We start from the raw sequence: 13270 nt of genomic DNA, 5'->3' as shown, positions 1-13270 counted from the left end.
ATGACCGAAGTCCTGTTCTATCATCTGCAAAACATGACGGTGGAGAACGTGTTGCCGCCGCTTCTCGAGAAATCGCTCGAGCGCGGATGGCGCGTCGTGGTGCAGTCGACCTCGGAAGAGCGCGCCGATGCGCTCGACGCGCATTTATGGACCTACCGCGACGATTCCTTCCTGCCGCATGCGACATGGCGCGTGAACGATGCCGCCGATCAGCCGATCGTGCTGGCGATCGAGGAGGGCAATCCCAACGGCGCCCATGTCCGATTCCTGGTCGACAATGCGGCCTTGCCGCAGGACGCGCAGGGTTATGCGCGCATGGTGCTGCTGTTCAACGGCGACGATCCGGATGCACTCGCGCTTGCCCGCAGCGCCTGGACGGATTGCAAGGAGCGGGGATTTGATGTCACCTATTGGCAGGCCGACGAGCGGGGCCGGTGGCAGCGTCGGAATTAGGGGTCCTTCGCAATTAATGATAATTTGCACTTTTCGGGCGATGCTGGCTTTTGTCACCTTCGTGCCGCAAAGTGATGTTGGGACAATCGCTTAGGGCTGGTCCTTCACGCGGGGAATTTGGTTTATCGTGCGACATCAAAAGCTTCCCAGGTCGCTTCTTGTTGCTTTGGCTGCCGCGGCTCCGCTGCTCGCCGGCTGCTCGGGCGCGTCCGATCTGCTGTCGAAGGACGCACAATGGTTCAACACGCCGAGCCGGCTGTTCATCAAGAACATCTCGATCGAATCCCCGCCGCTGACCCCCGACAAGCCGGTCGGAGCTGAGGATCTCGTCAGCGCTGACGGCGCCTGTCCCGGCATGGCGCCGCCTCCCGGGCCGGCCGATGCCAACGCATCGACGACGGCTCCGGCGCCGATGGGCGGTACGGTCGCGCTGGGCCATACCGAATGCGACGTGGTGCGCGGCATCGGCGCGCCATCGAACATCAATCTCTCCAATGACGCCGCCGGTCGCCGCGTTGCCGTCGTCACTTGGGCCACGGGACCGCGCGCCGGCATCTACACCTTCACGGCTGGACGTCTGTCGTCAATCGAGGGCAATCCCGATCCGCAGCCAGCGCCGAGGGCGGTGAAGCCGAAGAAGAAGCACGCGTAGGCGGGACCGCCTGCGAGCGTGGCGGACCCGATCGAAAGCCGGGTTCGCGCGCGCCGTCAGAGCACCGGCAAGCGATCGGGCTGGCGAACGCGGAACCGGCTCTTCATCTTGAAGCCGTCGCGCATATTGAGGCCGAGAAGAGCGATGTTCATCGCGCCGGCCAACAATTCGAGAGTCTGTACCGCATAGAACGTGGTGTCGAACTCCGCGGCCTTCGCCTTGAACGCAAGAAACAACGCGGCAGGAATGAGAAGCAGGATGCCGTTGCCGGCGATGAACGGCATGCGCTTGATCTTCGCGCCGATCACGCCACCACGTCGTCCCTTTGCCAGGAAAAATCCTGAGCCTCCCGTCACCGCCAACGCCGGAACCAGCAACAGGAAGCCCCAGGGTATGGCCATTTTCACCGTGGCTATGCTCGCGTGCGACGCAAATAGCTCGGTGAGAGCCGTGGAGAGCCAGAAGGTCGCAATCGTCGTCAGCGCGACCGCGCCCGCGACGGGGTGGATGATCCTGGTCATCGGGGTCCTGCCGTTTCGAAGCGCGCTACGCCACACAGATGCCGGGCACGGCGACCTTTTCGAACAGGTGCGGAGAGGCGACGGCAGATGAGGGATAGGCTGCGATTTTCGATCTGAACTCAGGATGCGTGAATGCAGCCCGGAAGTGGGCCGTCGATTCCCAGACGGCATAGTTCAGATATGTCGGGCTATCGCCGATCGCGCGGTGAAGCTGGGTGGCAATGAAGCCCGGCTGCCGCTTCATGAAGGCTGCATCGTCCTGCCAAACCTGGAGGAAGCTCTGCTCGTCGGTCTTGTCGAGCGTGAACACATTCACCAGCACCGCAGGGCTGGTGTCGATGCCAAGCTGACGTTCGATGGGAAAGTTAGGGTCCAAAGGACGTAGGTGCGCCATGGCAGGCTCCATTCGATATGGCAATATGGTGTCAATGTGGTACTATACACACCTTAGATATTTGACATCATGATGTCAATAACAGTTTATGGTGACGGATGCCGAAATCCTTGCGAACGCCGGCCGGCGATGCGCTGTCGAACCTCGTGCTTGACCTGTTCCGGCTGAATAGCCTGCTCCTGACCGCAGGGGACCGCTTGGTCGCCCGGCTCGGGCTCACGAGCGCTCGCTGGCAGATTCTCGGCGCCATCGTGCACGCGGAGCGCCCCCAGCCGGTGGCTTGGCTTGCCCGCGATCTGGGGGCCAATCGCCAGAACGTGCAGCGGATCGTCAATGACCTGCACGCGGAAGGCCTCGTTGCTTTCGAGGCCAACCCGCATCACCGCCGAGCGCAGCTTGTCGTTCTGACCGACAAGGGACGGCATGCTTTCGATGCCGCCATGGCTTTGCAGGCGCCGTGGGTCAACGGCCTTTCGGAGGGGCTTACGGTCAAGGACCTGCAAACCGTTCATCGCGTCGTTGCAGACCTGCGGACGAAGCTCGAGAACGAGACAGAGAGCCAGACCTAGTGCAGGGCGAGCGGGCGCAATTGACGGCAGCTCTTCGCGACATGTTCCCGGAACGCCGCTGCGGCCGAACAATTGCTGCACGCTTCTGATGAGCCGCTTTCCTGATGGTCTTGCGGCCAGGAATGCGCTCATATGGAGCTATAAAAATCTGGAGGAGACTATGCGGTTCTCGATTGCCCTCGTATCGGCTCTGCTTCTGCCGCTCGGCGCGGCCGTTGCCCAGGACTATCCGACGAGGCCCATCACCATGCTGGTTCCATTCGCGGCGGGCGGGCCGACCGACACCATCGCGCGCCTGACGGCCGCAGGCATGGGGAAGTCGCTGGGACAGCAAATCGTTGTCGAGAACGCGACCGGCGCCGGCGGCACCATCGGCACGACCCGCGCCGCGCGCGCCCAGCCCGACGGCTACACACTGCTGATCCATCACGTCGGCATCTCGACCGCCGCGACCCTGTACCGCAATCTCAGCTATGACACGAAGACGGCGTTTGCGCCGATCGGCCTCGTGACCAACGCGCCGATGACGATCATTGCGCGTCCGGATTTTCCGGCCAACACGCTCAAGGAGCTGGTCGCCTACGCCCAGCAGCAGGGCGACAAGCTGACCTACGCCAATGCCGGGTTAGGTGCGGCATCGCATCTCTGCGGCATGCTGCTCATGACCGCGATCCAGAAGCAGCTCACCACGGTGCCCTATAAGGGCAACGGCCCGATCATGAACGATCTGCTCGGCAAGCAGATCGATCTCACCTGCGACCAGGCGACCAACACCACCGGGCCGATCACGGCCAAGCAGGTCAAGGCCTACGCGATCACCACCAAGGAGCGGCTGAAGAGTCTGCCCGATCTGCCGACGGCCGATGAGGCGGGCCTCAAGCGGTTCGAACTCGGCGTCTGGCATGGCCTCTATGCTCCCAAGGGCACTCCGCCCGCGGTCGTGCAGAAGCTGACGGCCGCGCTGCAGGCGGCGCTCAAGGATCCGGCGCTGATCGCCCGGTTCAACGACATCAACACCGAGCCGGTGCCGCAGGACAAGGCGACGCCTGAGGCGCTGGGCGCGATGCTGACGAGCGAAGTCGACCGCTGGGCTCCGATCATCAAGGCGGCCGGGCAGTTCGCGGACTGAGCGGACAATCCCATGAAGGGTAGCGTGGCCAGCTACTTGATGCAGGGTGATTTATTACCGCTACTGTGCATGGGGTTGTTTTCCCAGATTTGGATTCAGCCCGCAGCCTCGTCGAACTGCGTGCTCGCCTCGAGCCACTGCTCCTCCGCGCGCGCCAGCGCATCGGCGGCATTGGCGCGCGCCTTTGACAGCTGTGCGGCCTGCTTGGGATCGCGCGTAAAAATGTCGGGCAAGGCGAGGGCGGTGTCGATCTTGGTGATGATGTCGCTGACGCGGGCGATCTCGGCTTCGGCTTCGGTGATGCGTTTCTTCAGCGAGCCGCGATTGTCGGGCCGCGCGCGCTGCGGTTTCTCGCTCGCGACACTGCGCTCGCGCGGCGCGGGCTCGGCGTTGCGCGTGGACAGCACCAGGCGGCGATATTCGTCGAGGTCGCCGTCGTAATTAGTGACGGTGCGGTCGGCGACGATCCAAAGCCGGTCTGCGCAGGCCTCGATCAGATAGCGGTCGTGCGAGACCATGATGACGGCGCCGGGGAATTCGTTGATGGCTTCGGCCAGCGCGGCACGGCTGTCGATATCGAGATGGTTGGTCGGCTCGTCCAGGATGATCATGTTGGGGCCGAAGAAGGTCGCAAGGCCCAGCAGCAGCCGCGCCTTCTCGCCGCCCGACAATTTGCCGGCCTTGGTGTCGGCCGCCTTGCCCGAAAAACCGATCGCGCCTGCGCGTGCCCGCACTTTGGCTTCGGGCGCATCGCCCATCAGCTTGCGAACGTGGTCATAGGCCGAGGCGTCCTCGTTCAGCTCGTCGAGCTGATGCTGCGCGAAATAGGCGATCGACAGCTTGTCCGCGCGCGTCACCTTGCCGGAGAACGGCGCGAGCCTTCCGGCGAGCAGCTTGACGAGCGTCGACTTGCCGTTGCCGTTGGCGCCCAGCAGCGCGATGCGATCGTCATTGTCGATGCGCAGCGTGACGCGGCCGAGCACGGGCGCCGCGGGATCGTAGCCGACGGAAGCGTTGTCGACCGCGATGATCGGCGGGGACAGGATCTTCTCCGGCGCCGGAAAGCTGATCTCGCGCACGTCCTCGGTGACCAGCGCGGTAATCGGCTTCAGCCGCTCCAGCATTTTCACGCGAGACTGTGCCTGGCGGGCTTTCGAAGCCTTGGCCTTGAAGCGGTCGACGAAAGCTTGCAGCCGGGCGCGCTCGGCTTCCTGGCGCTTGACCTGCTTGGCATCGAGCAGCTCGCGCGCGGCGCGCTGCTCCTCGAACGAGGAATAGGTGCCCTTGTAGAGCGTGAGCTTGCCGCGCTCCAGATGCAGGATCTGGTCGACCGAGCTTTCGAGGAGGTCGCGGTCGTGGCTGATCACGATCACCGTGCGCGGATAATGCGCGAGATGATCCTCCAGCCACAACGTTCCCTCGAGGTCGAGATAGTTGGTGGGCTCGTCGAGCAGCAACAAATCGGGGGCTGCGAACAGCGTCGCGGCGAGCGCGACGCGCATGCGCCAGCCGCCGGAGAACTCGGCGCAGGGGCGGAGCTGATCGGCGGCGGAGAAGCCGAGGCCGGAGAGGATCGCGGCGGCGCGGCTCGGCGCCGAATGCGCGTCGATGTCGACCAGCCGGGTCTGGATCTCGGCGATCCGGTGCGGGTCGGTCGCGCACTCGGCTTCCGCGAGCAGCGCGTCGCGTTCGAGATCGGCCTTGAGCACGACGGAGATCAGGCTGTCGGGTCCGTTCGGGGCTTCCTGGGCGAGGCTGCCGACGCTCCAGCGCGGCGGCAGGGTCACCGAGCCGTGCTCGGCCGCGAGCTCCCCGCGGATCACCTTGAACAGCGTCGACTTGCCGGTGCCGTTGCGTCCGACCAGGCCGACGCGCGATCCCGGCGTGATCTGCACGGAACTCTGGTCAATCAGAAGGCGTCCGGCGAGGCGGAGGGAGAGGTCGGTGATGACAAGCATGCGGCCTTGTCACCGCAAGGCGCGTCGAACGCAACCCGTTTTTCTTAGCCGCTCAATGCGAGTCGCGGTCGCGCTGCCTCAGCTCGTTCATGAGCCGCTCGAGGTGGGTCGGGAGCTGAGGTTCGGGACGCAGGCTCTGCTGGAGCCGTTCGCCCACCGCATCGCAAATCGAGCGGCTGGTCCGCCGATCGATCTGTTCGCTGTCATTGGCAAAAAGGCCAGCCATCGCGCAGGTTCCGTGTGCTCAAAGTAAGGACACGGTACCAAGTCATTGGCCCCCAAAATGGTTTCGCGGTTTTTGGGGGAATGCCGGCATTCTCGTCAAAATTGTATGAACCCCGCAATATCCGCCCAAAATGCGAAGCCCCGGCGGGGGGATCGCCGGGGCTTCTCTTGGAAGGCAACCGTGGGGGGCGGTAGCCTTTAAGTCAAGGTGCTGTCGGGCTCAGTAGCAGCGGTTGATCATCCGCCAGCGGGGTCCCCAGGGGGTCGGGACCAGCCGGCGCACATAGCAGCCGCCATAACCGTAGGAGACGGGGGCATAGAAGCGCGGTCCGCCCCAGCCGTGGCCGCGGTGCCAGCCTCCGCCGCCGCCGTGCCAGCCCGGGCCGCCACCGTGCCAGTGGGCGGAAGCCGAGGTCGGCGCCAGCGCGGCACCCAGCGCAACCGCAGCGACAGCGGCAAGCGAAAGTTTCCTCAACATGGTGATCTCCTCAAAACTGCCGGCGCGGGGGCATCCGCGTCGATGGAAAGGCCGCCGAAACGGTCCGCCCTGTGATCGGGCTCGGTTTCGATGGGGCCAACCCTACGCCGGCGAGGCTGAACCGAATCCTGACAGGGGCTTCAGATTGGGTTCATCTGGGTGAAATTGTCGTAATCCAGATTGAAACTGCAGGGGTCCGGTCCTGCGGCGAAGCGTCTGTGACGTCATATCGGCGGTCGCTTGCCGGATGGCAAAGGCGCCGATATAAGCCCCGCAACTCGACAACCACCGCTTTTCTTCCAAGGACAAGATTATGGCCATCGAACGCACTTTCTCGATCATCAAGCCCGACGCGACCGCGCGTAACCTGACCGGCGCCGTCAACGCCGTGATCGAAAAGGCGGGCCTGCGCATCGTCGCGCAGAAGCGCATCCGCATGACCAAGGAACAGGCCGAGACCTTCTATGCCGTCCACAAGGCGCGGCCGTTCTTCGGCGAGCTCGTCGAGTTCATGACCTCGGGCCCGGTCGTCGTCCAGGTGCTGGAAGCCGAGAACGCCATCGCCAAGTACCGCGACGCGATGGGCGCGACCGATCCGTCCAAGGCCGCCGACGGCACCATCCGCAAGCTCTACGCCAAGTCGATCGGCGAGAATTCCGCACACGGCTCGGATGCGCCGGAGACCGCCGCGATCGAGATCGCGCAGTTCTTCTCGGGCAACGAGATCGTCGGCTGATCAGCCGGCCGTAATTTAGAGACTGGGCGAGGGGACCTATTGTGAGCTGGCTCTGGCAGATCTTCGATCCCGCGACGATCGGGGCATTCTTCACCCAGTTTCGCAACGAGATGGCCGAACCGACCTTCTGGATTGCGGTCGGCAAGATCATCTGGATCAACATCCTTCTGTCCGGCGACAACGCGCTGGTGATCGCGCTGGCGTGCCGCGGCCTCTCGCCGCGACACCGGCTGTGGGGCATGATCTTCGGTGCCGGCGCAGCCGTGATGCTGCGGATCATCTTCACCGGCATCGTCGCGACACTGATGGAGTTGCCCTATCTCAAGCTGATCGGCGGTCTCGCCCTGATCGTGATCGCGGCCAAGCTCCTCGTGCCGGAGCATGACGAGGACGACGACGTCGACGCGGCCTCGCATCTGTGGCAGGCCATCCAGATCGTCGTGGTCGCCGACATCGTCATGTCGCTCGACAACGTCATTGCGGTCGCAGCCGCCGCCAATGGCAGCGTGCCGCTCCTGATCCTCGGCCTTGCCATCAGCGTGCCGCTGATCGTCGCCGGTGCGGCGCTGATCATGGCGCTGCTCGAAAAGCTGCCGGTGCTGGTCTGGGCCGGTGCTGCGCTGCTCGGCTGGATCGCGGGCGAGGTGATGGCGACCGATCCCGGTGTCGCGCCGAAGCTGCACACGCTGTTCGACGGTCCGTTCGGTGCCTCTCTCGACAGCATGCTCGGTGCCTTGCGCATCCCGCCGCAATTCGGCCATGGCGGAGCCGGCGGCGAATATTTCTGCGCCGCGCTCGGCGTCATCGTCGTGCTGGTGGTCGGCACCATCTGGCGCCGCCGCAAGCTGACCGCAGCGGCGCTGGAATCGTCCGAGCGCCACGCCCGGGCGTCGGCGGAGTAGGCCCGCTCAGTCGATCGTGCCGAGTTCCGTCACGGGTATGGTCCAGTAGACCAGCTTGGTTCCGGCGAACGAAACCCGCAGACGGTCGAGCAAGCGGCCGGCATCACTGCTCGACAGAACCACTTGCACGACAGCCTGATCGGCGTGGCCCTTCACGCGTTCGGCGGCCGTATGCAAACGGATCTCAGTGCCGTGACCGGCTCCGTGCGATGCCGTGAATCCCGAAACCAGGTCGGTCTGCTCAGCGAGATAGTCGAGCACCTCCTCGCGCAGGAGATGCGGCACAATCAGCGTCAGACAGACCGGCTGCTCGATCATTTGGCCACCTTCGATGATCCGCCATAGCGGCGATACAGGATCGGCAGGAGAATCAGGGTGAGCAGGGTGGAGGACAGCAGTCCTCCGATTACGACGATTGCGAGCGGTCGCTGCACCTCGGATCCCGGGCCGGTGGCGAACAGCAGCGGGATCAAGCCGAGCGCCGTGATGCTCGCGGTCATCAGCACGGGGCGAAGCCTGCGCATGGCGCCTTCGACGACGATGCGATCCTCGGGAAGGCCGTGGGCGCGGAGCTGATTGAAGTAGGAGACCAGCACGACGCCGTTGAGCACGGCGATGCCGAGCAGCGCGATGAATCCGACCGAAGCCGGCACCGACAGGTACTCGCCCGTCACGACCAGGGCGAAGACGCCCCCGATCAGGGCGAAGGGAATGTTGACGAGCACCAGCAGGGCCTGGCGGATGGCACCGAATGTTGTGAAGAGCAGCACGAAGATCAGGCCGATCGCGACGGGGACCACGACGGATAGGCGCGTGGCGGCGCGTTGCTGGTTCTCGAACTGCCCGCCCCAGGTCAGCCGGTAACCGCTGGGCAGCGGGAGTTCGGTCGCGACCTTCTGGCGGGCCGCTTCGACGAAGCCGACCATGTCGCGACCGCGGATGTTGGCGCGCACCACACTCATGCGGGCGCCGTCCTCGCGGTCGATCTTCACCGGGCCGTCCACGCGCTGGATGCGGGCGACCTGCGACAGCGCGACGTGCCGTCCGGAGGCGAGCGTGAGCGGCAGGCTCGCCAGCAGCGTCGGCGCTTCCCGCGTCGTCTCGCTGCCCCGGATGAGGATCGGCGTGCGGCGTCCGTCCTCGAGCGCGGTCCCGATGGTCCGGCCCTCGATCTGCGTCCGCAGCGAGTTGACGATGGAATCCACCGTCAGGCCGAGGCGGCCGGCCTCCATGCGGTTGACCGCAACCGTGTAGTATTGAGCGCCTTCGTTCAGCGTGGTGTAGACATCCTCGGCACCGTCGATGCTGGATAGGATCGCCGACAGCTTTGCCGCGGTTTCGTTCAGCTTGGCGATGTCGGGGCCGAAGATCTTGACGGCGACGTCACCGCGCACGCCGCTGATCATCTCCTGCACACGCATGTCGATGGGCTGGGTGAAGCTGAGCGAAATGCCGGGGAAGCCGGTGAGGACCTCGCGAAGCTTCTGCAGCAGGGCCTCGCGATTGTCGGTCGCGCGCTCGGCGGCCGGCTTGAGCACGAGGAACGTGTCGGTCTGGTTGGGGCCCATGGGGTCGAGGCCGAGCTCGTCCGACCCGGTTCGCGCGACGATGCCGGCAATATCAGGCACGGCCAGAAGCGCGGTCTGCAGCCTTGCATTCATCGCTAGCGACTCGTCGAGGTTGACGGACGGAAGCGTCTCCACGCTGACGATGACGTCGCCTTCGTCCATGGTCGGCATGAAGGTCTTGCCGAGCTTGGTATAGGCGAAGCCCGCCGCGACGAGGCCGATCAGTGCCACAGTCATCACCTTGCGCTCGTTGTTGAGCGCCCAGGTCAATGCCGGCGCGTAGACCCGTTGGGCCGCGCGTACCAGCACGGGATCGCGATGCGATGCAGATTTGAGCACGAAGGAGGTCGCGACCGGGATCACTGTGAGCGCCAGAAGCAGCGACCCGCCCAGCGCGAAAATGATGGCCAGCGCGACGGGGATGAACAGCTTCCCCTCCAACCCCTGCAGCGTCAGCAGGGGGACGAACACGATGATGATGATGAGCACGCCCGAGGCGACCGGTTCCAGGACTTCGCAGACCGACCGGTAGATCAGGTGGATCAGCGGAGTGGCCTTGCCCGGCTCGTGCTTGCCGAGGTTCCCGACGATGTTCTCGACCACGACCACCAGCGCGTCGATCAACATGCCGATCGCGATCGCAAGTCCGCCGAGGCTCATCAGGTTGGCCGACATTCCCACCACACGCATGACGATCAAGGCGATGACGATGGCAAGCGGCAGGCTGAGAGCGATCACCAGCGAGGCCCGCCAGTTGCCGAGGAAGAGCAGCAGAAGGACGATGACGAGGGCGGTGGCCTCGCCGAGGGCCCGCACCACGGTGCCGACGGCGCGGTTGACCAGGCGGCTGCGGTCATAGAACACGTTGATCGACACGCTCTTCGGCAGCGAGGGTTGCAGTTCCGCGAGCCGAGCACGCACGTCACGGATGAGCTGACCCGCGTTGGCGCCGCGCAAGCCGAGGACCAGTCCCTCGACGGTTTCGCCGCGGCCGTCCGCCGTGACGGCGCCATAGCGGGTCAGCGTCCCGACTTTGACGCTCGCGACGTCGTTGACCAGGATCGGCACGCCCTCGCGGGTGTCGACGACGATCGCCTTGATGTCCTCGATCGAGCGGATGCTGCCTTCGATCCGGACCAGGGCGCTGTCCTCGCCTTGGTTCACCCGCCCGGCGCCGTCGTTGCGGCTGTTGGCTTCGATGGCCCGGCGAAACACATCGTAGGTGATGCCGCGCGCGGCCAGCGCATCGTTGCGCGGCACGATCTCGAAGGCGCGGACATAGCCGCCGAGCGCATTGACGTCCGCAACGCCGGGGACGGTCCGCAAGGCCGGGCGGATCACCCAATCGAGCAGGGTGCGGCGTTCCGCGAGCGACAGCTCGGGACTGTCGATCGTGAACATGAACATCTCGCCGAGAGGGCTCGTGATCGGCGCCAGACCGCCGCTCACCCCGTCGGGGAAATCGCGCGAGATGTTCGACAGCCGCTCCGAGACCTGGTTGCGCGCCCAGTAGATGTCGGTGCCGTCCTCGAAATCGACGGTGATGTCTGCCAGCGCGTATTTCGTGGTCGAACGAAGCACCTTCTTGTTCGGCAATCCGAGCAGTTCGAGCTCGACGGGAACGGTGATGCGCTGCTCGACCTCTTCGGGAGTGAGGCCCGCCGCCTTCATGATGACCTTGACCTGAACCGGCGAAACGTCAGGAAAGGCATCGATCGGTAAGCCGGGCAGGAGGACAGCGCCGGCGCCGATCACCAGTAGCACGCCGAGCATGACGAACAGTCGCTGCGACAGTGCGAACGCAACCAGGCGCCGGAGCATTTACTGCCCCAGTCCGGAGAGGATACCGCGAAGCGCCGAGATGCCGCCGATCGCGATCTCATCCCGGTCCGAGACGGCGCCCGCTACGACCACATGGTCCTGATCTTCCGCAAGCAGCTTGACCGGCACCAGCCGGAAGCCGCCGTCAAAGGCGACGAAGACCGACGTTTGCTCGCCCCGCCGGACCAGCCCACTGTAAGGGATCTCCCAGGCGCTTTCGCCGGTCGAGAGAAATCCGATGCGGGCCGCGGTGGTCTGGCCGGGATGCAGCTCGCCGTCGTTGGGGACTTCCGCGCGAACCAGAATAGTCTGGGTGGCAGGATCGATGGTCTCTGAGACCAACACGACCTTGCCCGGGGTGGAATAGCCCTCGATCTCGACTTTCGCGCCGGTACGGATCGCTCGAATATTGGCGGCAGGGACCGCGATTTCCGCCCATAGCGGCGAGAGCCGCGCCAACTTGACAAGCGGTGCGGATTGTTCGAGCCGCTGCCCTGGTGACACAGCGAGCTCGACCACGGACGCGGCTTGCGGGGCATTGACCGTGAGCGTCCCGCTGATCGCCGCTTGCTGGGCCAGCCGGGAGATTGCATCGTCGGACATCCCGCTCAGATGCAGCATCTGACGCCGTTCGGCGACGACGAGGGCGGCCTGGCGCGCTTCGGCCTGGCTGGCTTCGAGCACGCGTTGCGGCACGGCCTTGCCTTCGAACAGATCCACGTTGCGATTGAGCTGCTGGCTGGCGAGGTGCTCCTGCGCGATCGCGTGCAGATAGTCGCGCTGCTGGGAGACGAAGCTCGGACTCTCCAGCGTGACCAGCGGCTGACCGGCCGTGACGCGGTCACCGCGCCCCACCAGGAGCTTGGCGACCATGCCGGCCACCGGCGCGCTGACGACCCACAATTGCTGCGTCGGGATGACGATCTGGACGGGATAGGGCAGCGTCAGATCGGTCCGGCTCGCGACAGGATGGGTGACGCGGACGCCGAGATTGCGCGCCTGCGCATCGCTGAGCTTCACCTCGTCCTGTGCATTCGGCGCGGAGGGCCAAAGACTCAATACAAGCGCTAGGAGAGCACGGGCAGTCGCGCTCCGAGCGGGGCTCAGACGGAAAATCCCATAGGGCAGTTGCATGGCGGAAGTCGTCCGGAGCGCAGCATTTGTATCTCGCTAACGCCGGCGCGACGGTGGTGGGTTGATGTGCATCAAGCGCGCTTGGCCTGCGCAGGATATTTTTGCACGAGGCGCGCCGGAGATGGCATCGATCCGGCTGTGGGCCGAGGTGGGCTCCGGGTGGTTTGCTTATCGCGGGGCGCAACAGCCAAGGCTGTTCTGAACTACGCAGGAGCAAAGTCGTGAAATTGAGCAGACTCTTGTGCACACTGCTGGGCAGTGTCATTGCGGCGCTTGCTCTCGTGCAGCCCGCGCTTTCCCACAGTGGAACGGCGCAGGATCCTTGGAGCCCCGCGCACATTGACATGCTCCCGGACGAAATCCGCGCAGACGTGCAGAAATGGAACGCTACGTGCGGGGGCTCGATAGCGGCCGCCCAACATTTTGCGCTCTATCTGACCGTGCCAGGCGCCGAGTTCGTGGCCCTTCACTTCGACGATTTTCAGTGCCGCAGCAGAGCCGTTCTTTGCAATTCCGCGGGATGTCTTCACGAAGTGTATGTCGCGACGGCCGGCCGATACCGCCGCGTGCTCACGGTGCGCACCTATGACATCCGACTATCATCCGTCAACAACCAGGCCTTCGTCGAGCTCCTCGACCGCAACGGAACCAGCCGGAAGCTGCGCTGGAATGGCAGCCGATTCGTCGCGAAGTAGATGTCGGTGCAGATGCCTGTCGCTTGCACCTGTCT

Annotated in this window: 15 protein-coding genes; 7 read left to right on the top strand and 8 right to left on the bottom strand. The window is 64.8% G+C overall.

The window, feature by feature from the left end; genetic code table 11:
* Both GGD65_RS26880 and GGD65_RS26875 read left to right on the top strand, forming a co-directional pair.
* Positions 1 to 453 carry a DNA polymerase III subunit chi gene (locus GGD65_RS26880; protein ID WP_018317550.1) on the top strand — a complete coding sequence of 151 codons (453 nt, stop codon included), beginning with the start codon at positions 1 to 3 and terminating at the stop codon, positions 451 to 453.
* A 166-nt stretch (positions 454 to 619) separates the two neighbouring features.
* The gene (locus tag GGD65_RS26875; RefSeq protein ID WP_018317549.1) at positions 620 to 1105 is read left to right on the top strand and encodes a hypothetical protein; all 486 of its coding nucleotides are present in this window, start codon (positions 620 to 622) and stop codon (positions 1103 to 1105) included.
* A gap of 56 nt (positions 1106 to 1161) precedes the next feature.
* Here the strand turns inward: GGD65_RS26875 and GGD65_RS26870 are convergent, their stop codons facing one another.
* Both GGD65_RS26870 and GGD65_RS26865 read right to left on the bottom strand, forming a co-directional pair.
* The gene (locus GGD65_RS26870) at positions 1162 to 1626 is read right to left on the bottom strand and encodes a hypothetical protein (protein ID WP_092252932.1); all 465 of its coding nucleotides are present in this window, start codon (positions 1624 to 1626) and stop codon (positions 1162 to 1164) included.
* A 25-nt stretch (positions 1627 to 1651) separates the two neighbouring features.
* Complete coding sequence (locus tag GGD65_RS26865; protein WP_026201869.1) at positions 1652 to 2020, bottom strand: antibiotic biosynthesis monooxygenase; 369 nt, start codon at positions 2018 to 2020, stop codon at positions 1652 to 1654.
* Positions 2021 to 2118: 98 nt separating this feature from the next.
* Between GGD65_RS26865 and GGD65_RS26860 the strand changes: the two genes are divergently transcribed.
* Together GGD65_RS26860 and GGD65_RS26855 are read left to right on the top strand one after the other, a co-directional pair.
* On the top strand, positions 2119 to 2589 hold the full coding sequence (locus GGD65_RS26860; protein ID WP_183237161.1) for a MarR family winged helix-turn-helix transcriptional regulator: 471 nt from the start codon (positions 2119 to 2121) through the stop codon (positions 2587 to 2589).
* A gap of 160 nt (positions 2590 to 2749) precedes the next feature.
* The gene (locus GGD65_RS26855; RefSeq protein WP_183237160.1) at positions 2750 to 3718 is read left to right on the top strand and encodes a tripartite tricarboxylate transporter substrate-binding protein; all 969 of its coding nucleotides are present in this window, start codon (positions 2750 to 2752) and stop codon (positions 3716 to 3718) included.
* A 95-nt stretch (positions 3719 to 3813) separates the two neighbouring features.
* On the opposite strand, the gene GGD65_RS26850 is transcribed toward GGD65_RS26855, so the two are convergent.
* The 3 genes from GGD65_RS26850 to GGD65_RS26840 all read right to left on the bottom strand — a co-directional run bounded on the left by GGD65_RS26850 (position 3814) and on the right by GGD65_RS26840 (position 6379).
* Positions 3814 to 5676, bottom strand: a complete 1863-nt coding sequence (locus GGD65_RS26850) for an ABC-F family ATP-binding cassette domain-containing protein (RefSeq protein WP_183237159.1) — start codon at positions 5674 to 5676, stop codon at positions 3814 to 3816.
* A 52-nt stretch (positions 5677 to 5728) separates the two neighbouring features.
* Positions 5729 to 5902, bottom strand: coding sequence for a hypothetical protein (locus tag GGD65_RS26845; protein WP_183237158.1), 174 nt, complete (start codon positions 5900 to 5902; stop codon positions 5729 to 5731).
* Positions 5903 to 6121: 219 nt separating this feature from the next.
* Positions 6122 to 6379 carry a hypothetical protein gene (locus GGD65_RS26840; protein WP_018317542.1) on the bottom strand — a complete coding sequence of 86 codons (258 nt, stop codon included), beginning with the start codon at positions 6377 to 6379 and terminating at the stop codon, positions 6122 to 6124.
* Positions 6380 to 6692: 313 nt separating this feature from the next.
* Between GGD65_RS26840 and ndk the strand changes: the two genes are divergently transcribed.
* Both ndk and GGD65_RS26830 read left to right on the top strand, forming a co-directional pair.
* Positions 6693 to 7115 (top strand): nucleoside-diphosphate kinase, encoded by a 423-nt coding sequence (gene ndk, locus GGD65_RS26835; RefSeq protein WP_018317541.1) that lies wholly within the window; start codon positions 6693 to 6695, stop codon positions 7113 to 7115.
* A gap of 41 nt (positions 7116 to 7156) precedes the next feature.
* Positions 7157 to 8017: a TerC family protein gene (locus GGD65_RS26830; protein ID WP_018317540.1), complete on the top strand. Its 861-nt coding sequence runs from the start codon at positions 7157 to 7159 to the stop codon at positions 8015 to 8017.
* 6 nt (positions 8018 to 8023) lie between these two features.
* Here the strand turns inward: GGD65_RS26830 and GGD65_RS26825 are convergent, their stop codons facing one another.
* The 3 genes from GGD65_RS26825 to GGD65_RS26815 are packed head-to-tail and all read right to left on the bottom strand — an operon-like array spanning position 8024 to position 12540.
* The gene (locus GGD65_RS26825) at positions 8024 to 8335 is read right to left on the bottom strand and encodes a DUF3240 family protein (RefSeq protein WP_092252942.1); all 312 of its coding nucleotides are present in this window, start codon (positions 8333 to 8335) and stop codon (positions 8024 to 8026) included.
* Positions 8332 to 11406 (bottom strand): efflux RND transporter permease subunit, encoded by a 3075-nt coding sequence (locus GGD65_RS26820; RefSeq protein WP_183237157.1) that lies wholly within the window; start codon positions 11404 to 11406, stop codon positions 8332 to 8334. Before GGD65_RS26820 ends, GGD65_RS26825 begins: the two co-directional genes overlap by 4 nt.
* Positions 11407 to 12540: an efflux RND transporter periplasmic adaptor subunit gene (locus tag GGD65_RS26815; protein WP_409333926.1), complete on the bottom strand. Its 1134-nt coding sequence runs from the start codon at positions 12538 to 12540 to the stop codon at positions 11407 to 11409. It abuts the gene before it with no gap.
* Positions 12541 to 12761: 221 nt separating this feature from the next.
* On the opposite strand from GGD65_RS26815, the gene GGD65_RS26810 reads away from it, so the two are divergent.
* On the top strand, positions 12762 to 13235 hold the full coding sequence (locus GGD65_RS26810) for a hypothetical protein (protein WP_179730691.1): 474 nt from the start codon (positions 12762 to 12764) through the stop codon (positions 13233 to 13235).
* Positions 13236 to 13270 lie beyond the last annotated feature (35 nt).

The organism is Bradyrhizobium sp. CIR18, from assembly GCF_014198295.1.
GTDB lineage: Bacteria > Pseudomonadota > Alphaproteobacteria > Rhizobiales > Xanthobacteraceae > Bradyrhizobium.
Note: the sequence above shows the minus strand (reverse complement) of the source record. Positions and strands in the feature narration are given on the sequence as shown.

Bases quoted from the DNA above. Each gene is read 5' to 3' on its own strand.
- GGD65_RS26865 (WP_026201869.1), bottom strand. From the start codon at position 2,020: ATGGCGCACCTACGTCCTTTGGACCCTAACTTTCCCATCGAACGTCAG.
- GGD65_RS26845 (WP_183237158.1), bottom strand. From the start codon at position 5,902: ATGGCTGGCCTTTTTGCCAATGACAGCGAACAGATCGATCGGCGGACC.
- GGD65_RS26880 (WP_018317550.1), top strand. From the start codon at position 1: ATGACCGAAGTCCTGTTCTATCATCTGCAAAACATGACGGTGGAGAAC.
- GGD65_RS26815 (WP_409333926.1), bottom strand. From the start codon at position 12,540: ATGCAACTGCCCTATGGGATTTTCCGTCTGAGCCCCGCTCGGAGCGCG.
- ndk (WP_018317541.1), top strand. From the start codon at position 6,693: ATGGCCATCGAACGCACTTTCTCGATCATCAAGCCCGACGCGACCGCG.
- GGD65_RS26850 (WP_183237159.1), bottom strand. From the start codon at position 5,676: ATGCTTGTCATCACCGACCTCTCCCTCCGCCTCGCCGGACGCCTTCTG.
- GGD65_RS26870 (WP_092252932.1), bottom strand. From the start codon at position 1,626: ATGACCAGGATCATCCACCCCGTCGCGGGCGCGGTCGCGCTGACGACG.
- GGD65_RS26825 (WP_092252942.1), bottom strand. From the start codon at position 8,335: ATGATCGAGCAGCCGGTCTGTCTGACGCTGATTGTGCCGCATCTCCTG.
- GGD65_RS26840 (WP_018317542.1), bottom strand. From the start codon at position 6,379: ATGTTGAGGAAACTTTCGCTTGCCGCTGTCGCTGCGGTTGCGCTGGGT.
- GGD65_RS26860 (WP_183237161.1), top strand. From the start codon at position 2,119: ATGCCGAAATCCTTGCGAACGCCGGCCGGCGATGCGCTGTCGAACCTC.
- GGD65_RS26820 (WP_183237157.1), bottom strand. From the start codon at position 11,406: ATGCTCCGGCGCCTGGTTGCGTTCGCACTGTCGCAGCGACTGTTCGTC.
- GGD65_RS26855 (WP_183237160.1), top strand. From the start codon at position 2,750: ATGCGGTTCTCGATTGCCCTCGTATCGGCTCTGCTTCTGCCGCTCGGC.